The sequence below is a fragment of the Thermococcus sp. SY098 genome (assembly GCF_035621495.1).
Taxonomy (GTDB): Archaea; Methanobacteriota_B; Thermococci; order Thermococcales; family Thermococcaceae; genus Thermococcus_B.
Map to the genome: position 1 here is coordinate 342,755 of NZ_CP141821.1, position 25,745 is coordinate 368,499.

General features: G+C 41.9%; 24 protein-coding genes and 2 tRNA genes. 11 read left to right on the forward strand and 15 right to left on the reverse strand.

Going from position 1 to position 25,745, the window contains the following annotated elements; translation table 11 throughout:
- Window positions 1-11 precede the first annotated feature (11 nt).
- From VFC49_RS01790 to VFC49_RS01805, 4 genes are all read left to right on the forward strand, one after another.
- Window positions 12-776, forward strand: coding sequence for a sulfite exporter TauE/SafE family protein (locus tag VFC49_RS01790; RefSeq protein ID WP_324735932.1), 765 nt, complete (start codon window positions 12-14; stop codon window positions 774-776).
- A 32-nt stretch (window positions 777-808) separates the two neighbouring features.
- Complete coding sequence (locus tag VFC49_RS01795) at window positions 809-1,564, forward strand: sulfite exporter TauE/SafE family protein (RefSeq protein ID WP_324735933.1); 756 nt, start codon at window positions 809-811, stop codon at window positions 1,562-1,564.
- Window positions 1,565-1,691: 127 nt separating this feature from the next.
- A complete protein-coding gene (locus VFC49_RS01800) occupies window positions 1,692-2,747 on the forward strand; it encodes an ABC transporter permease (protein ID WP_324735934.1) in 1,056 nt (351 codons plus the stop codon).
- Window position 2,748: 1 nt separating this feature from the next.
- Window positions 2,749-4,014, forward strand: coding sequence for an ABC transporter permease (locus VFC49_RS01805; protein ID WP_324735935.1), 1,266 nt, complete (start codon window positions 2,749-2,751; stop codon window positions 4,012-4,014).
- Here VFC49_RS01805 and VFC49_RS01810 read toward each other — a convergent pair.
- Window positions 4,000-4,473, reverse strand: coding sequence for a hypothetical protein (locus tag VFC49_RS01810; RefSeq protein ID WP_324735936.1), 474 nt, complete (start codon window positions 4,471-4,473; stop codon window positions 4,000-4,002). The two genes, VFC49_RS01805 and VFC49_RS01810, sit on opposite strands and share 15 nt — an antisense overlap.
- A gap of 201 nt (window positions 4,474-4,674) precedes the next feature.
- Here VFC49_RS01810 and VFC49_RS01815 point away from each other — a divergent pair, with 201 nt between their 5' ends.
- From VFC49_RS01815 to VFC49_RS01830, 4 genes are all read left to right on the forward strand, one after another.
- Window positions 4,675-5,868, forward strand: coding sequence for a hypothetical protein (locus VFC49_RS01815; RefSeq protein ID WP_324735937.1), 1,194 nt, complete (start codon window positions 4,675-4,677; stop codon window positions 5,866-5,868).
- Window positions 5,869-5,891: 23 nt separating this feature from the next.
- Window positions 5,892-6,722, forward strand: coding sequence for a helix-turn-helix transcriptional regulator (locus tag VFC49_RS01820; RefSeq protein ID WP_324735938.1), 831 nt, complete (start codon window positions 5,892-5,894; stop codon window positions 6,720-6,722).
- 154 nt (window positions 6,723-6,876) lie between these two features.
- Entirely contained in the window at window positions 6,877-8,139 is a 1,263-nt protein-coding gene (locus VFC49_RS01825) for a hypothetical protein (RefSeq protein WP_324735939.1), read from the forward strand.
- A gap of 77 nt (window positions 8,140-8,216) precedes the next feature.
- A complete protein-coding gene (locus VFC49_RS01830) occupies window positions 8,217-9,158 on the forward strand; it encodes a helix-turn-helix transcriptional regulator (RefSeq protein WP_324735940.1) in 942 nt (313 codons plus the stop codon).
- Here VFC49_RS01830 and metG read toward each other — a convergent pair.
- On the reverse strand, window positions 9,155-11,350 hold the full coding sequence (gene metG / locus VFC49_RS01835; protein ID WP_324735941.1) for a methionine--tRNA ligase: 2,196 nt from the start codon (window positions 11,348-11,350) through the stop codon (window positions 9,155-9,157). The genes VFC49_RS01830 and metG overlap by 4 nt on opposite strands.
- 168 nt (window positions 11,351-11,518) lie before the next feature.
- Here metG and VFC49_RS01840 point away from each other — a divergent pair, with 168 nt between their 5' ends.
- Window positions 11,519-11,866, forward strand: coding sequence for a 6-carboxytetrahydropterin synthase (locus VFC49_RS01840; RefSeq protein ID WP_324735942.1), 348 nt, complete (start codon window positions 11,519-11,521; stop codon window positions 11,864-11,866).
- On the opposite strand, the gene VFC49_RS01845 is transcribed toward VFC49_RS01840, so the two are convergent.
- Window positions 11,863-13,080 (reverse strand): MFS transporter, encoded by a 1,218-nt coding sequence (locus VFC49_RS01845; RefSeq protein ID WP_324735943.1) that lies wholly within the window; start codon window positions 13,078-13,080, stop codon window positions 11,863-11,865. The two genes, VFC49_RS01840 and VFC49_RS01845, sit on opposite strands and share 4 nt — an antisense overlap.
- 157 nt (window positions 13,081-13,237) lie before the next feature.
- On the opposite strand from VFC49_RS01845, the gene VFC49_RS01850 reads away from it, so the two are divergent.
- The gene (locus tag VFC49_RS01850; protein ID WP_324735944.1) at window positions 13,238-14,098 is read left to right on the forward strand and encodes an AEC family transporter; all 861 of its coding nucleotides are present in this window, start codon (window positions 13,238-13,240) and stop codon (window positions 14,096-14,098) included.
- A 17-nt stretch (window positions 14,099-14,115) separates the two neighbouring features.
- On the opposite strand, the gene VFC49_RS01855 is transcribed toward VFC49_RS01850, so the two are convergent.
- Together VFC49_RS01855 and VFC49_RS01860 are read right to left on the reverse strand one after the other, a co-directional pair.
- Window positions 14,116-15,441, reverse strand: coding sequence for a TldD/PmbA family protein (locus VFC49_RS01855; protein WP_324735945.1), 1,326 nt, complete (start codon window positions 15,439-15,441; stop codon window positions 14,116-14,118).
- Window positions 15,442-15,446: 5 nt separating this feature from the next.
- Window positions 15,447-16,817: a TldD/PmbA family protein gene (locus tag VFC49_RS01860; RefSeq protein ID WP_324735947.1), complete on the reverse strand. Its 1,371-nt coding sequence runs from the start codon at window positions 16,815-16,817 to the stop codon at window positions 15,447-15,449.
- Window positions 16,818-16,959: 142 nt separating this feature from the next.
- On the opposite strand from VFC49_RS01860, the gene VFC49_RS01865 reads away from it, so the two are divergent.
- A complete protein-coding gene (locus VFC49_RS01865; RefSeq protein WP_324735948.1) occupies window positions 16,960-17,301 on the forward strand; it encodes a cupin domain-containing protein in 342 nt (113 codons plus the stop codon).
- A gap of 80 nt (window positions 17,302-17,381) precedes the next feature.
- On the opposite strand, the gene VFC49_RS01870 is transcribed toward VFC49_RS01865, so the two are convergent.
- The 10 genes from VFC49_RS01870 to VFC49_RS01915 form a co-directional block, all read right to left on the reverse strand.
- On the reverse strand, window positions 17,382-18,056 hold the full coding sequence (locus VFC49_RS01870) for an HAD family hydrolase (RefSeq protein ID WP_324735949.1): 675 nt from the start codon (window positions 18,054-18,056) through the stop codon (window positions 17,382-17,384).
- Window positions 18,057-18,153: 97 nt separating this feature from the next.
- A complete protein-coding gene (gene serK, locus VFC49_RS01875) occupies window positions 18,154-18,885 on the reverse strand; it encodes an L-serine kinase SerK (protein ID WP_056933644.1) in 732 nt (243 codons plus the stop codon).
- Window positions 18,886-19,088: 203 nt separating this feature from the next.
- Window positions 19,089-19,166 (reverse strand) — tRNA-Val (locus VFC49_RS01880).
- A 9-nt stretch (window positions 19,167-19,175) separates the two neighbouring features.
- Window positions 19,176-19,253: transfer RNA gene (locus tag VFC49_RS01885), tRNA-Ala, on the reverse strand.
- Between the two features lie 46 nt (window positions 19,254-19,299).
- Window positions 19,300-20,001: a phosphoglycolate phosphatase gene (locus VFC49_RS01890; protein WP_324735950.1), complete on the reverse strand. Its 702-nt coding sequence runs from the start codon at window positions 19,999-20,001 to the stop codon at window positions 19,300-19,302.
- A gap of 10 nt (window positions 20,002-20,011) precedes the next feature.
- On the reverse strand, window positions 20,012-21,280 hold the full coding sequence (truD, locus tag VFC49_RS01895) for a tRNA pseudouridine(13) synthase TruD (RefSeq protein ID WP_324735951.1): 1,269 nt from the start codon (window positions 21,278-21,280) through the stop codon (window positions 20,012-20,014).
- Between the two features lie 9 nt (window positions 21,281-21,289).
- Window positions 21,290-21,646 carry a peptidyl-tRNA hydrolase Pth2 gene (gene pth2 / locus VFC49_RS01900; RefSeq protein ID WP_324735952.1) on the reverse strand — a complete coding sequence of 119 codons (357 nt, stop codon included), beginning with the start codon at window positions 21,644-21,646 and terminating at the stop codon, window positions 21,290-21,292.
- Between the two features lie 52 nt (window positions 21,647-21,698).
- Window positions 21,699-23,747 (reverse strand): DNA cytosine methyltransferase, encoded by a 2,049-nt coding sequence (locus VFC49_RS01905; protein ID WP_324735953.1) that lies wholly within the window; start codon window positions 23,745-23,747, stop codon window positions 21,699-21,701.
- A 62-nt stretch (window positions 23,748-23,809) separates the two neighbouring features.
- The gene (gene aspS, locus VFC49_RS01910) at window positions 23,810-25,126 is read right to left on the reverse strand and encodes an aspartate--tRNA(Asn) ligase (RefSeq protein ID WP_324735954.1); all 1,317 of its coding nucleotides are present in this window, start codon (window positions 25,124-25,126) and stop codon (window positions 23,810-23,812) included.
- A 24-nt stretch (window positions 25,127-25,150) separates the two neighbouring features.
- Complete coding sequence (locus VFC49_RS01915) at window positions 25,151-25,663, reverse strand: KH domain-containing protein (protein ID WP_324735955.1); 513 nt, start codon at window positions 25,661-25,663, stop codon at window positions 25,151-25,153.
- Between the last annotated feature and the right edge of the window lie 82 nt (window positions 25,664-25,745).

Sequence of the window (25,745 nt, forward strand, 5' to 3'; positions counted from 1 at the left end):
GAGGTGGTCAATTGCTCAAATATATCAGCTATTTTGCAGTTGGTGTTTTCATAGGAATCTTGGCTGCTCTTTTCGGATTGGGCGGGGGATTTTTGATAGTTCCCACACTCAACCTCTTGGGAGTTGAAATTCACCACGCTGTGGGAACTTCATCAGCGGCTGTTGTGTTTACTTCGCTCAGTTCTGCTTTAGCATATTCAAGACAGAAGAGGGTCCATTACAAGGCAGGACTCCTATTGGCAAGCACTGCAATAATCGGGGCATACATCGGGGCTTGGATGACATCTCTGCTGAATCCAGCACAGCTTAAGGTGGTCTTTGGCGCTACGTTAATACTCGTTGCAATTAGGATTTACCGCAAGAAGACAGCAGAGCCAAGTGAAGTTAAGCTTAAGGACGTTAAAATAAACTATAAGCTTGTTCCGGTTGGTGGATTTTTCGCGGGAATAGCCTCCGGATTGTTAGGGGTGGGAGGGGGGATAATAAACGTCCCCTTCCTTGTTTGGCTTGGAATGCCAATTCACTATGCCGTTGCGACTTCAAGCTTTGCAATAGTCTTCACTGCTGCAAGCGGAGCAGTTAAACACTACATGATGGGAAACGTTGAAGCCCAATGGCTTGTTCTTTTGGTGCCCGGGCTGATTATTGGAGCACAGCTTGGAGCAAAAATAGCAAAGAGAACTAAGGCTTCAAACCTGAAAAGAGCATTTGCAGTGGTTTTAGCTTTATTGGCATTGAGAATGATTTTAAAAGGGCTGGGAATTGCGGTTCCGTAATCTTTAAAATTGTTCTTTTTTTATTGTTTTTCATGCTTTGGCACATTTCCATAATATTCATTGGCTTTTTCATAGGTTTGTTCGCTGGTCTATTTGGAATTGGTGGGGGCTTCTTAATAGTTCCCGTTCTGACCCTTTTGGGTCTGCCTATTCATGAAGCTATCGGAACGAGTCTGGCGTGCATCTCTATGAGTGCTCTTGCATCTGCTTATGGGCATTTGAGGCGAAAAAACGTTCTCTTTAAAGTTGTTGTAATAAAAGAAGCGTTTTCAATTCCATCTGCATTGCTTGGTGCTTATATAACTGCATTCCTAAATACGAGACAGTTAAGTGCGATATTCGGCTTTGCTTTGATATATGTCGCATACAAGCTTATTAAAAAGCCTGAAACGCCCTCAATAAAAAGAAATGTCAAAGTTGATTATAGGAAAGTTCCAGTGATAGGGATTATATCTGGCTTTTCTTCTGGGCTTTTGGGGATAAGTGGTGGAATTTTAAATGTCCCGCTGTTTTACTCTCTGGGACTTCCCATCCATTATGCTATTGGCACATCAAGCGTTGCTTTGTTCTTCACAGCATTAGCTGGGACAGTTGGTCATTATATCCTCGGGCAAGTCCACTTTGACAAAGCTATATTGTTGGCTCCAGGATTAATACTGGGAGGCTTTTCAGGAGCAAGACTTGCCCATGAAATTCATCCAGAGCGTCTCAAAATGGGATTCTCGCTGGTACTTCTCATAATCGCAACCAGGATGATCTTGAAAGGTTTGGGGTTTTCTGTACCATGAGATTTAACCTTTTTAAATACTGCTTTGTTTTATTTCTGTGTAGATTATAACGAAATGTTATTGTCATTTTCCCATCTTCGTCAGAAAATTTTATAACTTTAACAGAAGAAATTGACAAAGGTGCTTTATGAGAATTGCAAAGAGAGCATTGGGGAGGATTATTGCGATATACATTACTGTCATGCTGATTTTGGTTTTAACCGCAGGAATCACTGCTAATCACCTACTCAAGGAGAGAGCTAAGGATTTAGCGGCATATGGCATTGGAATGAAAAATCCAGTTCTTTATGAGCAGATAAAAAGGGAAGCTGCAAAAGAGGGTGTTGAACCTTGGGAGTATATTTATGAACACTTTCTCCTTGAAAAGTATGGTTTATCAAAAAATCCGTTCCTCATGGGGATTCAGCTCCTCTTAAATAAAGGGGAACCTTTAAAGACACAAATTGACAAAAGAAAGGAAAGAGAATTAAGTCTTTCTCGTGCAACCCTTGTAACTCTAACTGTAATGCTGAGCTCTGTGGCATTAATTGTTGTCTTTGGAGTTATCTTTGGAATGAAGCTTGCAAATCATCCAAGACTGTTGGAGATTATAGAGGGCATAACAAGACTCTTCAATGGTTTGCCTTCTTGGTGGATTGGAGTTTTGCTGATAGTTATATTTGCTGTTAAGCTGAATGTCCTCCCTACAGGCGGTCTTTTCACGCCAAAACCTCTATATGGTGTTACATATGTTGTTGATTTAATAAAGCATCTCGTTCTTCCCATAATGACTTTATTTCTGGTATTTATTTGGGAGTTCATGAGCATAGTTGCGAGAGAAACACAGAAGGAGATGTATCAGCCCTACATACAGACAGAGAGAGCAAAAGGTATCCCAGAAAAGGTCATCTACAGAAAACACATTCTAAGGAACATTGGAATCGTGCTGAGCAGCTTTACAGCCCAAAAGTTCATGGAGATGTTCACAGACTATCTCGTCATAGATTACCTTTTTGGTTTGATGGGTCTCGGCTTAGTGCTCAAAAACTCATTTGTGAGAGAGATAATACCAAATGTAGGTGTTAGCATTACATTTAACTTCTACCTTTTCTTCGCAACTACCCTTATAATTGCTACAATATCCTTCGGTGTTTCTCTGTTTCTTGAATTTCTCAAAGGAGTTATAGATCCAAGGGTGAGCTAAAATGATGATGAGGAGACAAAAGATCGGCGTGATAGTTCTGATACTCTTCATAATTTTTGTCTTTGGGAGTTATTTTTCAGTCTCTAAGGAGGAGCTTGACAACTGGGAAAATGGAATATATTGGATCAATTATCCCAAAAGGGCAAAACCTGTTTGGTTGGGAGGGATTCCAACTGTTAAGCTAACGCCCAAGCTGAACTGGTCTTCCCAAGGATACAGTTTCTATGTTTACACCTATGAACATCAATACAATGAGAAGCCCAACGATATTGCGATTGTCATACATAATCCATCCCTCTATGTTATTGACGTAAAGAGACCGGATGGGGTTTTAGTTAATGTTTATGATGGGATGCTTTTTCAAAATATTACCTTGAATACAAACGATAGAGCTGTCCTCTCAATTTTCAGAGCATTGAAAAATAGGTTCAACTTAACTGATGCGGACTTGGGAACAAAAACACCTGCAGAGTTGCTTTTTTCCGCTGATCCATATTTCGACACATTAAAAGGCACTTATACTCTCAGAGTTCTATGCAACTGCTCAGTACCTCCAGAAGTCATCGTTTATGGGACAAGTTATGGTCTGCTTGGAACTGACAGCTATGGTAGGGACATATGGGTGGGATTTGTTAAGGGCATGGTTAATACACTTTATTTAGCATTATTCACAACATTTATGATAATTGCTTTAGGTCTCGTGCTCGGCTTGATCTCTGGCTACTTTAAAAACCTGCTCTCATCCATAGTCACATTTTTCTTAGAAGTCCTTACAGCTCTTCCAATTTTGCCCATCCTCGTTGTTCTCACGTGGGTCATGTCAAGGCAAAGCATTGGAGCTCATGTTGAAGTTAACCCTGTAAAGTTCATGCTTTTGGTCTCAATATTGCTGGTGGGTAAGTTTGCCAAGACTATCCGGATAATGACAATCCAAGAAAAGTCGAGGGAGCACGTTACTGCCAGCATCTCTTTGGGAGCTTCAGGATTTCATGTCATCAGAAAGCACATTTTACCGGTAGTTTTAGAGCACAGCGTTAGGTACTTCACATTCTTAATGCCAAGAATTGTTGCCCTGATTTCAATATTCGGCTTCTTTGGATTAATACCTGGCGTAAACTGGGGCTCGTTTGTTGGTGAAGCTTTACAACAAGGAGCATTATATGGGGGATACTGGTGGTGGGTGCTTTCACCAGGATTTGCCATGGCATTCTTAAGCTTGGGCTTTGCTCTGGTTGTGTCTATCGATAAACCCCTAACTCTCTCTTAGCTTTTTGTACACTAAAAACACAGCAAGAACTACCAAAAGCTCTGCTATTACCAGAGGCAAATCATACGAATAGTAGAGCCTGTGGATATGTATAAGACTTGGAAGAAGGAGCATAAGAGCTAACAGAGTACTTATTGGGCATAGTACTAAGAAGTCTTTGAATGAAAAGCTGGGATTTATGTCAGCAACCACAAGCTTGGAAAGGTAGTAAGAGAAAGACATTAGCAGTGCAGCAAATATTAAATAGCCCCCAATTACTTTCTTTCCAAGCTTTTCACGATCCCACACAGCATAGATGACCATTAAAGGCATAACTCCAATATATGCCTCTAACCATGCAGAGAGATCTTTTAAAAATCCATAAGGAGCATCAAAGTTGGCAAAAGCTACTGCTCCCGGCTGGAGGACAGCCAGAGCAAGGAGGTTTATTAAGAGAAATTTGAGTTGACTCCTCTTCAAGAATGCCACCATGTCAAATTTTAGTTTTGCAGTATTTATTTTTTTTCTTGTCGTTTCAAATTCAAAATCTTGGAATTTTCTTGCTCAAAAAAGTTAAATACTAAAAGAGCAAACCAAAATCAGTAAGTGGAACGTTTCGAAACGTTCTTTTCACCGGGTTCCTAAAATAAGTTGACCTCACATTCACAACTGGTGATGTCCATGAGATGGAGTGCCCTGGCACTGATGGTGTTGCTTCTGGGGGGTTTAGTGCCATTGGGTGTAGCCCAGGAAGAAGCCAGTAACACAACAGATATTCAGCAATTAAGCCTTGATAACGCAACAAGGGAGCAAATAATTGCAGAACAGCTTATCAACCAACTTATGAGATTGGATAAATTCACTGAAAAGAGAATTGAACCCATTAGAGGCAAACTTCCCGAGAACTCAACAATATTGATACATTATGAGAAAGCAAAAGAGTACAAAGAGAAGGCACTTGAAGAGTTTAACAACGGCGATTATTACAACTCAATACTTGATGCATTAACTGCAATGCACCACTACAAGATTGTTTTAAGGGAGCTAAAAGAAGGAAAAGAAAGAGTTGAAGATGCAAGAGAACGGATAAGAGCAGAGATAGAGAGAACAATTCAATACTTCAAATTTGTTGAGAAAACGATCCGCATAGCTGAAAAAGAGGGAATTGACGTCAGTAACTTGACAGTGCTTTATAATGAAACAAAACAAGCATATAAGGTTGTGTTAGAGGATATTAAGGCAAAAGATTTTGGAAAAGCACGAGAAGACCTCCAAGTAGCAAAAGAAAAGAAGATGCAGCTTGACAAAGAACTGAGGAGAGTTAGAAAAGAGCTGGCTTATGCAAATGCTGACAGGATTGTAAAAGGGTTTTTAATGAGAACGAGCAGAGGTATTGCCTTTGCTGAGAGGGCTATACAAGAGGCAAAACTTAGAGGAATAGATACTGCCGAAGCAGAGGATAAGCTTGAGGAGATAAAAGCAATTTATGATGAAGTCAAAAGCTTGGCAGAACAAGAAAAATGGGAAGATGCTTTAACAGTTATAATCAACAACAAAGCAGAGATTGATGCATTTTTCAGGAGCCTCAATAGGATTCATGAAAAATTCGCTGAAGAGAAAATAAAAAGAGACGCTGGAGCATTTCTCCGGGAGATGCAAGATAGGATTAGAAAGGATACCAGAGCATTACAAGAGCTAAAAAGAAGGGGAGTTGATACAAGAAGGGCTGAAATTGAACTTAGAACCGCTGCACAGGAGTTACAAATAGGATTAAGGCTGCTCAAAGAAAGAAAGCCCGCCCTTGCAAGGGAACATTTTGGGATTGCACTGAGGCTCCTTTACAGTGTTGAGCAGTTTATCCTTTCTCATTCCTGATTTTTTATTTTGGAGGTGATTAAATGAGGAAAATCATGACCCTTATTACCATCACCCTGCTTATAGTTCCACTGGTTAGTGCTGAATTTACGGTTTCTGAATTGGAGCTCACCATTTACAGAGATGGGTATGTTAAAGTCAGTTATCAAATCATTCCAGGTGATTATGCTGTTCAAATAAGTGTTCCTCTTTTAGGTGAGAATTACGAAAACCTCATTGTAGAAGATGAAAATGGCAATCCCCTTAATTTTGAGATTTCTGGGAATAGTGTGGTTATTTATGTTGATGATGCTCAACTTATAAAACTCTCATATTACACCCCTGATTTAACTTCCAAGCATGGGCTTGTTTGGACTCTAAACGTTTCTTCACCTTATCCATTTAAGATCGTGCTTCCCCAAAACGCAATAGTTGTTGATCTTAGCGATATCCCCCTTTCAATAAGCGCAAATATAATCTCTATGCCACCCGGAAACCAAAGTATCTCATATACTCTGGGATATGGGGTAGAAAAAGCCTCTCAGAATTGGGTATACTATCTCATCACAAGTGTTCTGGTTATTAGTGCAGTGGTTATTGGAATAAAGCTGATCTCCAAAAGGTCTTCAAAGAGCATTAAAATTGACCGGGAGGCATTTCTAAAAAAGATGGAGAATTTTGATCTAAATGATGAAGAAAAAAGTGTATTGCTGTATATCCTTGAAAAAGGTGGTAGAGCAAGCCAAGCTGAAGTAAGAAACGCCCTCGGACTTCCAAAAACCACTGCATGGAGAATGTTTAAACGTCTTGAGAAGCAAGGATTAGTAAAAATAATCCGGGGGAGGAAGGAAAACTGGGTGGAGCTGAGGTTTTAGAAGCTGATAAATATAGATAAACCCTCAACCTTCCATTTTTTCTCCTCAAGATACTTTTTTATAAAAGAGGGACTCGGAGAAACGTTTTGAAACGAGCAAAGTCCGGCGGGTTCCTAATATAGAGGGGACACCTACTTACTATCAGGTGAGAGCCATGAAGATGAGTATGAAAACACTGCTGGTGCTCTTCATAGGGGCACTGATACCGCTGAGTACTGCATGGGCGGCAACCAACACAACCGCAGTGAGCAACCAGACCCTGCCGGTCAACGCCACGAACGTGACCAACACCACCCCCGTTAACATGAGCAACGTCACCAATACAACGAACACGAGCGTTATGGCATACAATCTGCTCATGATACTGGACAAGGTCGCCAACTACACCGCCGGCCTGATAGCCGAGCTCAACGTGAGCAACGTCACGATCTCCAACTACACCCTTGACCTGTACTCTCAGGCTGAAGCAGCCCGTGCCCAGGCGTGGGAGCTTTACAACGCCGGCAACTACAGCGAGAGCATAAACGCCTCCATGAATGCCCTCTATCTCTACAAGGAGGTCATCGAGGAGCTTATCGACTACTACAAAGAGCACAAGGAGGAGAAAATGGAGGAAGAGCACGAGTACTATGAGATGATAATGGACGCCAGGGAGGAGCTCCAGAGGGCCAGTGAGTACTTCCCCTACGTGGAGAAAGTTATCGCGGAGGCAGAAGCAGAGGGCCTCAACGTCACCTATGTCATGGAGCTTTACAACGAGACTAAAGCGGCTTATATGGTCGTTGCCCAGGACCTTGCCAGCGGCAACGTCACAGCGCTCAAGGCAGACCTTGAGTATGCGGAAGAGCTAATGGACAAGCTTGAGGATGCCGTTGAGAAGCTCCAGGAGCAGATAGTCAGCGCAAAGGCCGATGAGATAAGCCAGGCCTTCATGGAGAAGCTCCAGGAGCAGATGAAGCTCATGCAGGAGCTAATGACTATGCTTCAGAACTCCACGATAAACGCCACGTACCTCCAGGAGAACCTGATGGAGCTCCAGACCATGTACGAGCAGTTCAACGCCCTCGTTGAGAGCGGCCAGTATGAGGAGGCCCTCGACATGCTCCACGACATCAACGAGGAGCTGAAGGAGATAATCGAAGACACCAAAGAAATAGAAAAGGAGTACAAGGAGGAGACAGAAGAGAAAGAAGAACACAAGGATGAAAAGGACAGCAAAGATGAATACGAAGATGACCACAAAGAGAAGGACGAGCATAAGGACGAATACATCAGTGATGAGAGCGACGATGACCAGAATGGGGGATATGAGGAGCAGGATTCCCACGATGAGAACAACGGTCAGCATGAGGACTCTGAGGATAACAACGGAGACGGGGAACACAACGGTGAAGATGACTCGGAGGATGAAGATTGAACATCTTTTTAAGTATCTTTTTCTTTGGTTTTAAGAATATTTTTAAGGGGGATTTCTTAACTTCTGGAGGTGCCGAGATGAGGAGCAAAGCAGCAATAGTGCTGGCAATTGCACTCGTGATTCTACCTTTCATAAGCGGGCAGTACTCCGTCGAGTCTCTAAGCCTTACAGTCTATTCCGACGGGTACGTTAAGGTATCTGAGGTCATTATCCCAGAAAACTACACGGTCAGCTTTTCCATATCACTTCTCGCCACCAACGTTGAAGGGCTGACCGTTATCGATGAGAATGGGAATCCTCTACCGTACAAAATGAACGGTTCCATTCTTACCGTATACTTCGAAAACGCCATCCCAATTAAAATAACTTATTATACTCCCGATCTTACATCAAAGAAAGGGGCGATATGGAGTGTCCATTTCAGTTCAACCATCCCCGTTAAAATCACGTTTCCGGATAACGCTGTTATAGTTGACCTTACGGATATACCTCTCGAGATAAATGGGAACTCGATTCTCATGCCCCCCGGGAATCAGACGGTTTCCTATGTTCTTGAATACAGACCAGTAGGAACTGAGGCTCCAGCGGCACCAACATCGGGAACAACCACTGAATCCTTCAACTCAACGGCACCATCAAGCTCAGGCTCTTCATCTCAGAGTTCAAGCACTTCCAGCCAAGGCTCCATGAACTGGACGATGGTTGGTATATTGACCCTCCTTGCCCTTGCCGCCGGCGGGGGCCTTGTCTACATGAGGCGCGGGGGAGAAGAAAAAGCCATCGGCATCAGCAGGGAGGACTTTGAGAGACGTCTCAGGGAGTACGAACTGACGAAGGACGAGGAAAAAGCCCTGCTCTATCTGTTTGACAGGGGCGGGAAAGCCAAGCAAGCTGAAGTCAGGGAGATGCTTGGGATTCCTAAGACGACCGCCTGGAGGATGTTCCAGCGCCTTGAGAAGCAGGGACTGGTGAGGGTCTACAAGAAGAAGAGAGAAAACTGGGTGGAGCTAAGGCTTTAACGAACTCTTGCTCCCAATTTTACTTCTTTATCTGGCATGAGTAGAGCCACGTTCTCACCGTCATCTGCCGCGAGGAGCATTCCCTGACTTTCTACGCCACGGAGTTTCTTCGGCTCGAGATTTGCAATGACGACAACATATCTATTGAGCAGCTCCTCTTTGCTGTAGTACTTCTTAAGCCCAGCAACAAGCTGTCTAACCTCTTCGCCAAGGTCAACTTTAAGGACATAGAGCTTGTCCGCGTTTGGATGGTCTTTGACCTCAACAACCTTCCCAATCCTTAACTCAAGCTTAGCAAAATCATCGAACTTTATATATTCCATCTTTCCGCCCCCCATTCTTTCTTTCTTCTCAAGTTTTTTTCCATAGATGCTCTTAAGTATTGCCATTGCCTCTTCCCTTCTCTTCTCTCCAAAGTTCTCAAGGGTTACCCTTACAACATCCTCCATCTTGTAGTATTTTTCAAGGAGAAGCTTTGCACTCTCCGGATTTCCCCTGGCGATGTGCTTGACTATAAATAGTATGATGTCCTCATCAGTGACCTTCCTGAAGAGTATCTCAGCTTTTCTGACCTTATGTCCTGCCGGAATTTCGGTGAACTTCCACTTTTTAAGCTCGTCAAGATTTAAGAGGTGCCATATTTTTTCGCCTGCATCTGGGAGGAAGGGTTCAATTATGATTCCCAGAGCTTTGACGATCTGGAGCGAAACATTAACTGTCGTTGCCGTTCTCAGCTTATCAGTCTTTGCGGTCTTCCAGGGTTGCTGGTAATCGAAGTAGCGATTTCCAAAGGCAGCAAGCGCCATTGCTCTTTTCAGTGCGTCTTTGAAGCGGTATTTTGCTATTAGCTCCCCAACTTCCTCAAAGGCTTTCTCAATTTCCTCAAACGCTTGTCTATCCAATTCATCAGGTTCTCCCCTCTCAGGGACTTTTCCATCGAAATATCTGTTAACGAAGGTTAGAGCTCTATGGACAAAGTTTCCAAGTATGTTGACCAGCTCCTCGTTTATCTTGGCTTTGAAGTCCTTGAAATTAAAATCGGAATCCCTTGTTTCGGGCATTATTGCTGTTAGATAATAGCGGAGATAGTCAGCGGGGAATTCATCCAAGAATTCGTGAACCCAAATAGCCCAGTTTCTGCTGGTTGAGAACTTCTTGCCTTCTAAGTTGAGATATTCATTGGCCGGAATGTCATAGGGCAACAGCCACTTAAATTCTCCATTTTTATCTTTAAACTTCCCATAACTCATTAAGAAAGCTGGCCAGAAAATTGCGTGGAATGGTATGTTATCCTTTCCAATGAAGTGAATTATTCTTGTCTCTTCTCCATCATAGTTTGCCAGCCAGTACTTTTTCCATTCTTCTTCCTTACCTATGCGCTTGAAGTATTCAATCGTTATTGATATGTATCCTATTGGTGCCTCAAACCAGACATAGAGGACCTTGCCTTTCATGTCTTCAGTTTCAAGTGGCACTGGAATTCCCCAGTCTAAATCCCGGGTTATAGCCCTCTCTTCAAGTCCCTCTTTTATCCATCCAAGAACGGTGTTTCTAACATTGGGCTTCCAGTGTCCGTTACCCTCAATCCACTTTCTAAGCTTTTCCTGGAAGTCCTGCATTTTAATATAATAATGAGCAGAATCTTTGAAGGTTATGGGATTTCCACATATATTGCATCTTGGGTTTATCAAAATTTCAGGGGTAAGGGGTCTACCGCAAACTTCACACTGGTCTCCTCTCTGCTCCTCAGCTCCACAGTAGGGACAGGTTCCGATTACATATCTGTCCGGAAGAAACATCTTATCGTGCTCACAGTAAGCCTGCTTTGTTACCTTCTTTACAAGGTGTCCGTTCTTAAGGGCTCTTAGGAAGAAATCCTGACTGACCTTATAGTGAACTGGCAGCTCTGTTCTTCCGAAATAATCAAAGCTTATCTTAGCTCTTTCAAAAGTGGTCTTTATATGTTCATAGTAGTAGTCGACAATTTCCCTTGGGCTCTTGCCTTCTTTCAATGCCCTGAATGTTATCGGTGTTCCATGCTCATCAGTCCCACATATGTAAATAACATCTTCTCCCTTCAATCTGAGATATCGGACAAAAATATCAGCCGGCAGATATGCTCCAGCTAAATGTCCTGCATGGATGGGGCCATTAGCGTAAGGCAGGGCCGATGTTACCATATACCTTGTCATCGTTATCACCTCGAAAAACTAATGTTATTGGCTTTATAAGTGCTGTGAAATTTAAACATTACGGTGGGTTATTTTCGGTAAATGGAAATATGCTTAGTTGTGCATAAACAAGTGTTACCTTCACCGAACATTATTTAACATGAAAGCAGAAGGTTTCTTGGTGGTTTCATGAAAGCTCGGATAAGAGAAAGATTCAAATTTGATGCAGCTCATGCTGTTGTTATTAATGGAGAGCCAGAGGAGATTCACGGTCACACTTTCAGGCTTGAAGTGGTTGTAGAGGGGGAGCTCAGAAAAGGGTATATAATTGATTTCCTGGAGCTCAGAAAGATTGTTGAGGGTGTCATAGCTAATTTGAGGCATAAAAACCTCAATAAGTTTTTTGAGAATCCCACAACTGAAAACATAGCACTGTGGATTGCCCAGAAGGTTGAGAAAAAATTGCCTCCAACCATTAAGCTCCAGAAAATTATACTTTGGGAAGGAGATGAAAACGGAGTTGAGTTTGAATTTTAATCGTTCACCAGTGCATCTCTAAACCTAATATAATAGATGAGCACCACCAAAAACATTAGGCACCAGATTCCAAAGGCAACCTTCCATGCCGGATAGATGTCAAGCAGGGGTCCGATGACCATTAAACCCAAGGGAGTCGAGATATTCACCAACATCCCAAGAGCAGAAAATACTCTCCCCCTGAGTTCACTTGGCACTGCCCTCTGGATCTTTGCCTGCAGGGGGGTGCTGATTATTGCACTGCTGAAGCCCCAGAGAAGATTTATTGCAAGCAGGGATATGAAGATAATACCTGTGGAGAGCTTTGCAGGAGGGGAAATTAGAATGATGAAGGCAAACATTACAGCACCATTGAAAAAGAGAGATTTAAAGAACAATCTCCCAGCTCTTCTTCCAAGCCTTGCTGCAACTAAGATGTTGCCCAAAAGCATGCCGACCATGAGTGCAGACTGGAGAACTCCAAACTGCTGACTTGACAGCTTTAATATCACCCTGTAAACATACGGTTCCAGTACAGAGCCAAATGGCTGACCCAAGGCATTCATAAACAGGGCGAAGCTTATCAAAACCATAAGGTATCGGCTTGATCTTAGAAATGAAAGCCCCTCCCTGATATCTGCTATGATTTCACCGAAACTCTCTATTTCCCTTGTCTTCCATTCATACCGTATGAAGATTTCAAAGAGACCTGAACCAAAAAAGCTGAGAGCATTTATCGTAAATGCAAGCTTTATTCCCCCAACTGCATATATCAACCCACCGAGGGCGGGCCCAATGAGGCGGGCAACTATTGAAAAAGAACTAACTATCGAGTTTGCACGCTCAAGTTTGTCAGATTCAACCAGATCGGGAAACATGGCACTTGTAGAGGCTCCAAAAAATGTGCTCATTATTGCAAGAACAATCTGCAGGATGAGGAGCTGATATATCTCAAGGAGGTTGAGAAAAACAACTCCAAAAAGGAGGACTCCCCTAAGCAAATCAAAACCAACCATCAGGGCTTTTCTGTTGTATCTATCTCCCACAACACCAGCAAAAGGCATAAATACCAGAGAGGGTAGGATATCAGCCAGAACAAAAATGCTCATCATACTTCCGCTTTTGGTTTTGTCAAGAATATACAGGGGGAGAGCAACTTCGTGAACTGCCCATCCTATCTGAGACACAAATCTTCCAACTGCGAAGAGCCAGAAGTTTTTTCCTAACCCTGTCATTTATAGTCCCCCATGTATTCTGTGGTTTTTATCATCACAGTTTTGTGTAGTATGCTCTTTTGTGGTATGTTTTTTAATACTTATGATCAGTATATAAAAATTTATCGGAAACTTGTATCAAAAAGATTTTTAACGTGTGCTCAGGCTGAATTAATTCATGAAAGTCCCAGAAATGCTAATCCTGATTGCCTTTGGTCATCTCATTGGAAAGAGGGTTAGTCTTGCTAAAGTTGGACGGTTTGCCAGTAAATATCTGCTCGCGTTTTTGATATTCGGGAACATAGCGAGCAAGTCTCTGGACTATCTTCTCAGCATAAAGATTGTGTTCATATATGCGGTTCTTGTGACCATTATATGCCTGCTTTCATCGTATCTTTATGGACATGTTTTTATCAAAGATCACAAGTGGAGAGGGGCGCTTATTATTCTCTCCGTGTATCCGAATTTATCAGCTCTGGGCTTCCCCATAGTGAGCCTTTTTGTAAATGACATAACACCGGCTGTAATTTATGCCTCGATAACATCAATGACCGTTGTGCCGATTGTAACATTTGTAGCATCTCATTTCTCAAACCATTCTTCCACCTTAAAAGAGAGTCTGAAAGCTTCGGTGCTCTTTCCTCCATCAATAGCAACAGTGCTGGGAGTTACAGCAGTTGTGCTCAACATTAAGATACCCTTTTTGAACGTCATAAAAAGAATTGGCTGGCTCACAATTCCCCTTCTCCTAATTTATTTCGGCTCCAGAATAACGTTGAAGAGATTTACCTTGAAAAGTTTTGCTGAAGTTTTGGTCTTTCGCTCATTAATACCGGCAGTTTTTGTTGTGACGATACTTCACGGTTATAGTGATGAGGTTTTCTACTCCGTTTTAGTTGAATCAGTAATGCCCCCAGCTATATCTGCAAATGCGATTCTTGCGTATTACAACTTAAAAGCCGAAGAGGCCGTGAGTGCGACCTTTGCTCATACCATCTTGACTTTGGCAGTATTTATTGTGTTGAGTATTTTAAGATAAAAAATAACAAAGAAGAATTACTTTCCAGCAATCCTGACATTCTCAAATGCGACCCATGGTGTTATTGCCGTTCCGTGGAATGGAATTACCTTCTGCTCTTTGCTAATTGCGTAAATCTGATTGATCAGCTCGTAAACATTGCCGCTCATCATGAAGACCGTTGAACCTTTGACTTCCCCATTCTCAATTAGAAACGCCGGGTTAGCAACGACGGCAAAGTTTCCGTTGTCTGGGTTGCTTGAGTGTGCTCCTTGGAAGCCATCAACGAGGTAGCCGTGGTCAATCTCAGCTATCAAGTCGCTTAGACTTTCTTTTCCTTTCTCAATGACAATGCTGTGGAATCCTATGCCAATTCCACCTGTTGAGAGGTTCCTTGTTCCGTTTCCAGTGCTTTCTGTCCCATAAACCTTAGCCCAGTAGTTGTTCCATATGAAGCCTTTGAAGACACCGTTTTCAATGAGCATGTTCTTTCTCGTTGGAATTCCCTCATCGTCAGCTATAACCGGTTTTAAGCTGAGCTCATGGAACGGATCGTCATAGATAGTCAAAAGCTCGCTTGCAATTTTTTGCTCAACTTTATTAAGAAGAGGTGTTGTTTCTTTAACTACTCTTTCACCGCTAAACGCTGGAAAGAGCGCATAGCTCAGCAGGGAAGCCATGGCCCACGGCCCAACTATCACCTTTGCCTCCTCGGTCTTGCTTTTCTCAACGTTGTAAGCCCACTTGACTTTTTGGGCAACCTCTTCAACAACTTTCTCAACCTCAAGATCCAAGCCAAGCTTGGCATCAAATTCAAATATACCTGGCGTTACATTGCCGTTCTTCCTCCCAATGAGCTCAAGGTAAAAGTAAGCTCCCCCTCCTTCTTGGAAGACATCTACGCCGTGAGAATTTACTATTAAGCTCTCGCTCCACTCTGCCCCTCCTCCGCCACCAGCAACAACAAAGCCCTTGTCTTTCTCTAAGGCAAGCTTGATGGCTTTGGTTGCTAAGTCCACAAAGTAATCTGGAGAAACCTCCTTGACTTCTTTGCTTATCTTCTTTGGCTCTCTGTATTTGCCGGGCTCCGGAAGTGAAACCCACTTCTCGTCTGGAGCGTTGAGCTTAGCCATCTTATATGCTTCCTCAATCGCCTTCTTGATTTCCTCTTTATCCTCGCTGTCAATTATGCTTATTCCTATGCGCTTATCTTTTATGCCCCTGATCACAGTAATTGTTCTCTGCCTCACGGAGGAAGTTGAAACCTCATTGAGCTCAATGTTAACTCCAACGTCTCTGTTTCTGTAAACGGCAATCTCAAGCTCGTCAAAAAACCTTTCACCAAAGCGGATGAGCTCTTCCATTTCAATCACCCGATGATTATTCCCCCATCAAATCTCATGTGAGGTCCTCCGGAACTAACAAATGCCGTCTGCCCCTTTCCGCAGAAGCCCGTCTCAATTCCGAAGTCCTTTCCCACAGCAGTTATCTTCTTCAAAGCTTCAATTGCAATTCCGCTGATGGAAGTGTCTCTTATCGGCTTAGTAATTTCACCGTTCTCAATCATATACCCCTCTTGCACACCAACTTGGAATGCCGAGTTGAGCTGAGCTTGACCTCCTCTGAAGTCAACGACATAATAGCCGAACTTAATATCTTCAATCATCTCCTCAAAGCTCCAGTCGCCGGGCTCAAACACTGTGTTGCGCATTCTGATAATTGGTGGGAAAGTGTAGTCTTGAGCTCTCGCATGTCCGTTTGGCTCAATTCCCCACTTGTGGGCGTATTCCCTGTTGACCATGAGTTCTTTCAGAATTCCGTTCTCAATGATGTGAATGTCTTTAACGGGAACGCCCTCATCATCATATTTGTCGTTTCCAAAGCCGCCATCGACGATTCTCTCGCTCATCGTAACGAACTCAGGTGCAATCTGCTTACCCATGAGGTCTTTAAACGGTGAGTTAATTGTAAGATCAGCCTCAGCTAAATGCCCCAAAGCCTCGTGGGCAATGATTCCAACTATAATTGGTCCAGCAACAATCGGGAATTCTCCTCTCTTAGGTGCAACGCCATTGAGCTGAGCGTGTAGCTTCTTCAGAACTCTCTGAGCAACAACTTCATTGGTTTCCTTTGTCTCAAATATCTCCCAGCCGTAATCCACCTGCCCTATTGAGTCCCTGCTTGCAGCTAACTTATCCCCTTCCTTTCCCGTTGCCCAGATGTACTGGACGAGATAGTTGACGTCCCACCTTATATTTGCCCCTTCATTTGTGAGGAGGATTTTTTCACCACTTGCATCTTCATAGCGAATCATTGTGGACTTGACGACTTTATCCTCCTTAAGGAGTTTTTCAAGCTCTTTGAGATGCCCAATTTTGTCATCAATGTTAACCTCAACGGGTTTAATCTTCATCTTGCTCTTTACAACATCTTCAACGGGCTTTATCTCAGCAAGCTGAATCTTTTCTCTCTTTGCTTTTGCTCCAGCTTTTGCTAACTTGTATGCCTCTTCAATTGCTTTTTCTAAGTTCTCCAAGCGGTTGGTTGAAGAAAATCCCCAAGCTCCATCTGCAAGAACTCTTATTGCAACTCCTCTTTGAACTTTGTTTGTGAATGTTACAAAAGTTCCGTCTTTAAGCTCAAGATTAGTCTTTTTGAGGTTCTCATAGCGCAGCTCTATGTATTCTGCTTTTAAATTGTTCATAGCCCATTCAAGGGCTTTTTCGAGAACATCTTGCATATCGACCACCTCAAATTTATCCCCGGAGTAATTTACATTACCACCATATAAAAGGATTTTGCGCGGATTTGAACACTTAAATATGCATCTGAAGGAAGTCTTTTTAGGAGGGTAAAATTAGATTACAGTGGGGGTGGAGGAAATGAAAGCAGAAATTAAGGAGTTCATTGACAGGGGAACTTATAAAAAAGCCCCATTGTTTGAAGGTGAGCTTCCTGAAGGGAGTTACGCTCAAATAGTTGAGATTAAACCAAAGCAGACTGTTCCAAAACACTATCATGAAAGACAGTATGAGCTGTTTTACATAATTAGCGGACAAGCAAAGCTCGGCATTGGAGAGAGGGAATATGACGCAAAACCAGGGGACATATTTTTGGTTAAGCCCAAGACTGTTCATTGGGTTGTCAATAAAAAGGAAGAGCCATTCAGGCTTTTTGTGGTTAAGCTGAACTACTTTGGAGATGATAGCGTTTGGCTTGAGTGATTTGCCCTTACGCTTTTGTAATTTTTCTGCTTATGATACTACGCATTCTTTCTGTAGCTTCTTTTGGGAAGATTGTCCTATTAATGCCTTTGTTCATTTATCAACTTTCTGACCAAGTCCGCAAGCTCGTCAAGGGTCTTAATGTGATAATCAGCGTCTTCCACAAAATTGTTAAACCTCAAAACCTGAACTGCTTTAATTCCAGCTCTATGTGCAGCCTTCACATCCAGTTCGCTGTCCCCAACAACGAGGGACTCATCGGGAGGAACATTCAAAACTTTTAGTGATTTCAGAATTAAATGTGGATTTGGTTTTACGCCATCAAGATATGAGTAATCCTTACCAAAAACGACATCAAAATATTTTCTTAAGTTGAAAAGCTCTAAAACAAACTCTGTGCAATCTTGAGATGCATTGCTTACAGCAGCGAGTTTTAGTCCCATTGTTCTTAATTCAGAGAGAGCTTGAGGAACGTCTGGGAAGATTTTAACCTTGCCTTCTTTTGCTAATACCTTTCGATATTTAAGGTTCACATTATCAACGAGCTTCCAAAATTCTACATGGTCAATGCCAAACCTTTCAACGTAACTCCGAGGAAGAATCCCTTTAACCATCTTCCTATATGTCTCAAAATCTATATCTATACCATGCTGCTGGAACGCAGGCTCAAGATATTTGCTGAACCACTCCTTTGCATCATAGTTCTCGTAATAAACAAGGGTTTCATCAACATCAAAAATTAACGCCTTAATCAATTTGCACACCTCAGACAAGACCGATATCATCACTGTTCAGCCGGTTGATCCGTCATCATTGGTTTAGAAATATTTGGAATAAAAAGTTAAAAAGCTTTCAGAAAAGATCCTCCAGCTTGACATCAATCTTGTCTGGTATGAACGGCAATACATGCCTTGTTGTCTTTGGTGAGAAAACCTCCCCTCTTTTTACAAGCTCCATGACTTCCTCTTTGCTTGGTGCTTTTCTAATAAAGACATAGTCAATTTCTCCTTTGTCCATGTCTTCTTTCGCATCCTCTTTAAGGCCATAGTAAATGAGCTCAATCTCTCCTTCAACGCTCATCTCATCAAGGACTTTACTCACAATCTTCTGCTCTTTCAGTCCTCCTGGAATCTTGAATGCCTTATCTTTGCCAACAAGAGCAAAGGCGATTTCTCCTTTCTCTGCCAATTCTTCAGCATCCTCACACTCTTCAACTGTAAGTCCTTCTTTCTTAAGTCTTTCAAGAACTTTTCCCAAGTCACCCTTGAACGCTGGGTACCAAGTATAAACTTTCACATCATCACTGAAGTAGTCCAAAATCACCGATGGAGCTTTTTTAGCCCCAAGTTTCATAAGACCAGCCCATCTGTGGTGTCCATCGACAATTAGGTACATATCTTCACCGGGAACTTTAGCTAAGAGCATCGGCTTCCAAAAAACTCCCGAACCTGTAACACTTTCGATAAACGCTTCAAGTTCCTTTTGGACGAGTTGCTCGTGAGGCTTCATTTTTTCCAGCTCAATGAAAACATACTCAACTTTTTTTACTGGAATATCGTACTTTGGAACCTTTTCAACTCCCATAAATATACCTCCCAAAAGCTTTACACTATTGTGAAACATTTCACAAAATAAAAAGCTTTTCCTACAAATCCCAATACAAGCTTGTAGTGGTTGTGGATTTATTGGGAGATGACTTTTTGAATTGCTTCTTTTTTTGCTTTATGCATGAAACACTCTGGAGAAGGATAACAAATTTTGGTCAGACCTTCGCCAGAAAAGTTTGCTGGTGGGCCCGCGGGGATTCGAACCCCGGACCTCCACCTTGTCAGGGTGGCGTCATAACCAGTCTAGACCACGGGCCCGCCCAAGTTTGGTGGACCGGCCGGGATTTGAACCCGGGGCCTCCGCCTTGCCAAGGCGGCGCTCATCCCAGGCTGAGCTACCGGCCCACCTGCCAAATTATAGACATTGGAGTTAGTTTATAAAGTTTTCGCCTTAAAGATACCCGAACCTTTTTAAAACATGCAGTATTCCTTCGGCTCCTCCTTCTCCGTAGGGCTTTGTGGTTATATAATCTGCTTTTCTCTTTAGGCTTTCTGGGGCTTGAGCAACTGCTACCCGATAACCAACAACTTCAAAAGCATCCAAATCGTTTTCACCATCTCCAATGTGGGCGACTTCTTTTGGCTTTATACCTAAGATTTTACATGCCCTTCTTATGCCGTTACCTTTATTGACCCAAGGTTGCTTTACATGGATTGCATATCCCGAATCAACAGCAACCAAATTCAATCCAAGCTCTTTTATGAGCTCTCTAACAACCTCAACGGGAACCGTTCTCCTCAGAACAAGACCAGCCCTTCTTTCACCATATTTCATCGTGTGGCTCATTTCCGCCTCAGGATAGCGTTTCTTCAGCTCACTCCAGAGTATCATGCACTCTCCCATGTCCCCAAGATAGATACGATTATTTCCATTATGATCCGCAACAACTCCACCATCTTCAGCTATTATTGGTCCTGTAGTTCCAATCAAAATACTCGCTCCCATTGCAAAACCTGCAGTATTTCCTGTTACAAGCATCACTCTGACTCCTAAGCTTTCAGCCAGCCTAATAGCCCTGAGAGCTTCTTCGTGAAGCCTTCTGTCCTTATAAGTTATTGTTCCATCAATATCCACCGAAATAACTTTAATCATACAAACCACCTTAATGATCCTTCATAATCTCCCTCAAGACACTTGTAGCATAAACCCCTTTAGGGAGAAAGAACTTAAAAACTATGGCATGTTCCTCAGTAAGGATTCTGTATCTAAACCCTAAAGGCTTTATTAAAAGCTCTCTCCTTCCACCAGGTTCAGCCAAAATTTTTAGACTTTTCATTTTGAACTCTTTTAGGTTTATTCCTTCATCTTCAAGTATCTCCCTCTCTATTCTCCCCATTTCTCCGTCTGCTAAACGAGAAGCGAACCCAAATATTGGACCAGTGACCATTGCCTCCCCTTTTTTAATTTTTTCATTTACCAGGCTCAGTGTTCTTTTTGTGGTCTTGAAAGTTTTGCTCCTTAATGGGATTCCGCGCTTAACCTGACAGACAATATCCCCTACTAAAGCCTCATTGAGAGGTAATCCTTCCTCAATTCTTCTGGAAAGGACTTTATTGAAAAGATACGACTGATATGAATGTATGAAAATTCTGAGAATTGGTCTTGGCAAAACTACAAATGCTTTTTTCCAGCTCTTGGTCTCTTTATACCGATAGAGCATCGCTCTTTCGTATCTCAAGAATTTAGGAAATTCTTCCAATGCTTTTTCGATATTTTTGGTCTTTAAAAAATTTTTTCTCGCTTCATCACCTTCCATTTCACCAGTGTATTCACCTAAAAATTTAATTGCAGCATCTTCAAACTGCCCTTTCAATAGAAGCTTCCCGATTTCGTGATTCACAACTCTTCTCTCGCCAAAGCGCTGATATCCAAAATAATTTGGAAATCCCCCTTTAGATTTAAGCTCAGCTATTATCTCCTTTGTTCTTTCAAAAGCTTCCTCAATTGGTAAATTTGGCTCTCTAATTACAATTTTAAACTTGTTTCCGATCAACATGCCAAGCTTTAAAGGTTTGCCATAACCCGCAAACTCAAGCTTTATATCCTGGATTTTTAGAGAGTCAAGCTTTTCCTTTAGTGACGTATCACAAATGCTTATGTATTGAACAGTAAGTGCATGTCTATCTTTTGTCCCAGCAAATCCAATCTCTTTATAATGAATCCCAATTCTTTTTGCGATTTCTTTCACAGCTGCCATTGTTTCCCAATTTTTCTTCTTGAGCTTGTAGATTAAGCAAGGACCTCCGCTAATTAGCCTTTTTGGGACTACTTCAACAACTATGAAATCTTCGGGTCTTTGCTTGATTTTTCCTCCGATGCCAGGGGTTTCACTTAAATGCCTAAACTGCCTGAAAAACTCTTTGTAGTCCATCCATACCCCTCATAACAGCTTTAAATGTCCTGTAACTTTATCGACGAGATCTTCAGGTGCGGGTCCAATTGCCAAGCATGTTATTGTTCCAGGAGGAATTTCAGTCAACCCGGCATCTTTGATAAGGGCAGTCGGTATTCCAAGTTTCTCTGCTTCTGCTTTTAACTCAAAGAGCTCCTTTTCATTCTGCACTTTTACAACTACTTTTTTCTGTCCTTCGTGAAACCATGCTTTGAACCATTCTGGTTTCTCCTTATATGCTTTAAATGCTGCTGTAACTGCACCATGGGCAACCTGAACTGCTAACTTTCCCTTGCTGAGCTTTAAATCCTGCCTAATGACCATAACCTGCTTGTACTTGAACATGCTTCATCCCTAAAATAAGGGGAGAAAAGAATATATAAAGATTAAGAAAAAGTTAGGGAGATTCCTCCTTCTTAAATTCTGAGGTTTTTACTTCTTGCCCCTCTTCCTCCTTCTTGGGGAGTCCTCCAGGTCTTTTCTTTCTCCTCTCCAGTTTACTCCTGACAATCTCATACTTGTTCTTGTAGTTCACTGTTGCAGCCCCAAGAGCAACGACCAATGCCAGCAGAATAACTATTAAAGGAGTCTTATAGTCTGGTTTCTTTGGAAGATAATTTACTGTAATATTCTCAATGGCCTGTGCAAGCGGTGTTGGATCTTTTAATGTGTCCAATGTTTTCTTTATATAATCAGGTAATTCCTCCGGCTTTGGATATACTTTTTGAACTTTCTCCTCAACAATGACTTTTGGTGGAATTGAATTGATAATTAACAGGTTGCCAAAATACTCTTCGTGCCGGTTGCCAAGTGGATCTTGATATTTGAGCTTTGCACCTATGATTGAAACTGCTTGCTTGAGAACAATGTATTGCCCCTCGACTATCTTTTCCTCACCAGCTTTTATATCTCCGAGCTTAATTGTAGTTTCACCATCAATACTGTCTGGTAGTATGAGTTCAAGGGTTGCGTTCTTTATGAACTCGAATTCGGGATTTCCTTTTCCGGCTGATACTTTGAATCTAAGCTTAATGCTCTTTTCTTGTGTTGTGATGTAATTGCTCCAAGTTCCATTGAAAGCTTCTGCAGAGAGGGAAATCTCCGGAATTGAATACACCACTATCCCTTTTACCTCGTTTGAGCTTATAACCTTCTTCTGTCCAGCCTCATTGTAGTACTCTACCTTTACTTTTCCAAGGTCATATCTGCCAACTTGAGTTGGTTTCAGTGTATATACCAGAACCGGCATTTTTGTGAAGGCATCAAGGGTTTTCAGCGACCAAGTGCCGATTCCACTCTTAAGCTCAAAGTTGTTTGGCAGTGGGGCCATTACTTTGACATCGAAGGCTTTTCCTCTTCCCTGATTCTCCACGTTCACGAATACTATTAGCTCTTCACCGTTGAGAAGCATTTTTTTAACGTTTGTGCTTAAATCCACTTTGATTTTGGCTTCTCTAATTATTGGGGGAACCTCTGCACCGCTTGGAGCATAGACTTTAATGTAGGTGCGGTTATATGTAAGATCAACACTGTTCGGAGGGATCTCAACTCTAATTGGGGCTTTTTTGCTTGTATAGCTACCTCCCTCTTTTACGCTAAAAGTCTCTAATGGTTTGTTATTCTTATCAAAAAGGCTTAGACTTGAGTAGTATCCTATTGAGTTAAGTCTGAGCTTATATATTGTTGAATTATAGTTTATCGTGAGGATTTCTCCGACATATAGGATATCGTCGTATACAAGCTCTGTCGGTTCAACTTTTGTTTCAGTTGGAGTTTCTTTCGCAGTTGCTTTCTTTATTTCCAGCTTTGTCGCGGCATACTTCGGAACATAAATATCAACAGTGGCGTAGCTATTTTTTACTGAGCTCTTTAGGAACACAAAGACATATGGGTAATAAGAGACTTCATCAGTCAGTTTATATGCAACTCCAAAGCCATCGTTTTCATTGACTGTTTTAGTCAGTGTGGTATATGGCAGATAAACAGTGAACTTCGCACTTGTATCGTAGGCATCAACGAGCTTTATTTTTATACTTGGAAATCCAGCCGGAAGAGTGTAGGAGTCTCCTTCGTCTAATCTCACATCGGAGGCTATTTTAATCAGAGGAGAGTCAATTGCTATCAGAATTGTTTTTCTGTCTGCTTGGGTCCATTTTAATGTGATTCTCAGGAGCTGATTAGTGGAACTTGGGTAGTAATAGCTGTCCCCCAAACCAAGCACTGCCGTTGCTTTTTTGACACCGTTCTCATAGATGTCCAAGGCAGCTTTTGTCCAGTACGGATCAACATCAGTGAATTTAATCTCATAGATTCCAAAAACAACGGAATCCTTTAGTCCAAGTTCAATCAGGCTTAACCCCGCGTATTCTGGAACGGAGACAGATTTTACAGCTGGGGCTGTTGACAAAAATAACAATCCAATTAACATTAAAGCCATCCTTCTCATATTCTTCTCCTCCAAGGTTTTATCAGCCTAAATGGAAAAAAGGATAAAGGAGTATAAAGCTGTTATGGTGTCAGTCTTTTTCTATCTCTTGGGAATAATATAACTTCCCTGATATTGCCCAAGTTGAGCATCTGTTTGATCAATCTCTCAGCCCCTAAGCCAAAGCCTCCGTGGGGTGGCATTCCATATCTGAAGGCTTTTAAATAGAACTCAAAGCTTTCAACGTTTAATCCTTTTTCTGCTATCTGTTGTTTAAGAATTTCATATCTGTGCTCCCTCTGACCTCCCGAGGTTATTTCCACGCCTCTGTACTCTAAATCAAAAGCCCTTGAAATCTTTGGGTTGTCATCATACTTCATAATGTAGAACGGCTTAGCCTCACTTGGGTACTGGTAGATGAAGTATAAATCCTCATCATAGTTCTCTTTAATATACTGACCAAGGAGCTTTTCTCCTTCAGTATCTATGTCTTCACCCCAAGGAATATTTTTGCCCAAATCTTTAAGGATTTCAAGTGCATCTGTGTAAGTTATTCTCCTAAATGGCAGCTTTGGTTTTTCAAGCTCGAAGTTAAGGATCTTGAGTTCTTTCTCATTGTGTTCTCTCACATAGTTGATCGTATATGCCACAAGGCGCTCTAACACCTGCATAACTTCATCTTCATCTTCAATAAAAGCGATTTCGGCGTCAATGCTCCATGCTTCATTCAGATGCCTTGTGGTGTTATGTTCTTCTGCCCTGAATATTGGGGCAATTTCAAAAACTCTATCCAAACCAGACGCCATCATTATCTGCTTGTAAAGCTGTGGAGATTGGGCTAAGAAGGCATCCTTTTCAAAGTACTTCATTGGAAACAGTTCAGTTCCCCCTTCTGTGGCAGTAGCTATGATCTTTGGGGTATGAATTTCTATGAACCCCTCATTATAGAAGAACTCTCTTACGGCTTTAAAGACATTTGACCGAATTTTAAAGATTGCCATGACCTCTGGCTTTCTTAGGTCAATAAATCTATTATCTAATCTTGTGTCAAGTTCCGCCTTAACTTTTCCTGTCGGATCCAATGGGAGAGGTGTTTCAGCTTTTGAAAGTACTTCAAGCTTTTCTGGTATTATTTCAAATCCTAATTTAGCTTTGGGCGTGAAGTTTACCACACCCTCGACAGCCACAACATCCTCGCTATTTAATTTTGGTATTAATTTGAATATCTCTTCACTGACTTTCTTCTTGGGGGCTGTTACCTGAACAATACCTTCCCTGTCTCTAATCCAAAGGAACTTAATTCCTCCAAGATCCTTGATCTCATAAACCCAGCCAGCAACTTTAACTCTTTGTCCGTTAAGTTCTTCAGTTATTTGACTTGAATAGTGGGTTCTATACATTTTCAAACCTCCAAAAGAATGGAGTCAGATAAAAGCAATTTTGGAGTCTTTTCCAGTGATTTGAGTTAGAATGTTCTCCAGAACCTCTGGTTTCTCTGGGAGTTTGTTTCTGTCCCTCTGAAGAACTAAGACCTTGTAGTACTGTCCGCCGTTTGGTTTATAGACAATGTTAACTCCAAATATACTTGCTGGATAGAATAAATCCGTTGCAAGCTTCTTAACATCATCTGTCCCCTTGATCTCTCTCCCCTCAATTACTCTGATCCTCTTACCAAGCTCCCTCATCAGGAGTTTGATATTCTTTCCACCCTTGCCAATTGTAAGCGGAACATCTCCTTCGCCAACCATAATCACAATTAAGTCCCCAGCCTCAACAGCCCTTTTGAACTCTATGTCAGCATCTCCCAGGAGTTTGTAAAGCAGTCTTGCAATTTTAACGTCAAGTTCAGAAATAACACCCTCTTGCAGCTTTTTTTCATCTGCTGGACATAGAATGTCGTCAGTTTTTAAACAAACCTCACAGATTGGTGCTTTCATTTGCTCACCTCCTGTTAATATTAAAAATGAACATAACAAGCTAACACTTTTTTGTGAGAGTTATTTAAAAACCTTATCATTC

Bases quoted from the DNA above. Each gene is read 5' to 3' on its own strand.
- VFC49_RS01795 (WP_324735933.1), top strand. From the start codon at position 809: ATGCTTTGGCACATTTCCATAATATTCATTGGCTTTTTCATAGGTTTG.
- VFC49_RS01800 (WP_324735934.1), top strand. From the start codon at position 1,692: ATGAGAATTGCAAAGAGAGCATTGGGGAGGATTATTGCGATATACATT.
- VFC49_RS01805 (WP_324735935.1), top strand. From the start codon at position 2,749: ATGATGATGAGGAGACAAAAGATCGGCGTGATAGTTCTGATACTCTTC.
- VFC49_RS01815 (WP_324735937.1), top strand. From the start codon at position 4,675: ATGAGATGGAGTGCCCTGGCACTGATGGTGTTGCTTCTGGGGGGTTTA.
- VFC49_RS01820 (WP_324735938.1), top strand. From the start codon at position 5,892: ATGAGGAAAATCATGACCCTTATTACCATCACCCTGCTTATAGTTCCA.
- VFC49_RS01825 (WP_324735939.1), top strand. From the start codon at position 6,877: ATGAAGATGAGTATGAAAACACTGCTGGTGCTCTTCATAGGGGCACTG.
- VFC49_RS01830 (WP_324735940.1), top strand. From the start codon at position 8,217: ATGAGGAGCAAAGCAGCAATAGTGCTGGCAATTGCACTCGTGATTCTA.
- metG (WP_324735941.1), bottom strand. From the start codon at position 11,350: ATGACAAGGTATATGGTAACATCGGCCCTGCCTTACGCTAATGGCCCC.
- VFC49_RS01840 (WP_324735942.1), top strand. From the start codon at position 11,519: ATGAAAGCTCGGATAAGAGAAAGATTCAAATTTGATGCAGCTCATGCT.
- VFC49_RS01845 (WP_324735943.1), bottom strand. From the start codon at position 13,080: ATGACAGGGTTAGGAAAAAACTTCTGGCTCTTCGCAGTTGGAAGATTT.
- VFC49_RS01850 (WP_324735944.1), top strand. From the start codon at position 13,238: ATGAAAGTCCCAGAAATGCTAATCCTGATTGCCTTTGGTCATCTCATT.
- VFC49_RS01855 (WP_324735945.1), bottom strand. From the start codon at position 15,441: ATGGAAGAGCTCATCCGCTTTGGTGAAAGGTTTTTTGACGAGCTTGAG.
- VFC49_RS01860 (WP_324735947.1), bottom strand. From the start codon at position 16,817: ATGCAAGATGTTCTCGAAAAAGCCCTTGAATGGGCTATGAACAATTTA.
- VFC49_RS01865 (WP_324735948.1), top strand. From the start codon at position 16,960: ATGAAAGCAGAAATTAAGGAGTTCATTGACAGGGGAACTTATAAAAAA.
- serK (WP_056933644.1), bottom strand. From the start codon at position 18,885: ATGGGAGTTGAAAAGGTTCCAAAGTACGATATTCCAGTAAAAAAAGTT.
- VFC49_RS01890 (WP_324735950.1), bottom strand. From the start codon at position 20,001: ATGATTAAAGTTATTTCGGTGGATATTGATGGAACAATAACTTATAAG.
- truD (WP_324735951.1), bottom strand. From the start codon at position 21,280: ATGGACTACAAAGAGTTTTTCAGGCAGTTTAGGCATTTAAGTGAAACC.
- pth2 (WP_324735952.1), bottom strand. From the start codon at position 21,646: ATGTTCAAGTACAAGCAGGTTATGGTCATTAGGCAGGATTTAAAGCTC.
- VFC49_RS01905 (WP_324735953.1), bottom strand. From the start codon at position 23,747: ATGAGAAGGATGGCTTTAATGTTAATTGGATTGTTATTTTTGTCAACA.
- aspS (WP_324735954.1), bottom strand. From the start codon at position 25,126: ATGTATAGAACCCACTATTCAAGTCAAATAACTGAAGAACTTAACGGA.
- VFC49_RS01915 (WP_324735955.1), bottom strand. From the start codon at position 25,663: ATGAAAGCACCAATCTGTGAGGTTTGTTTAAAAACTGACGACATTCTA.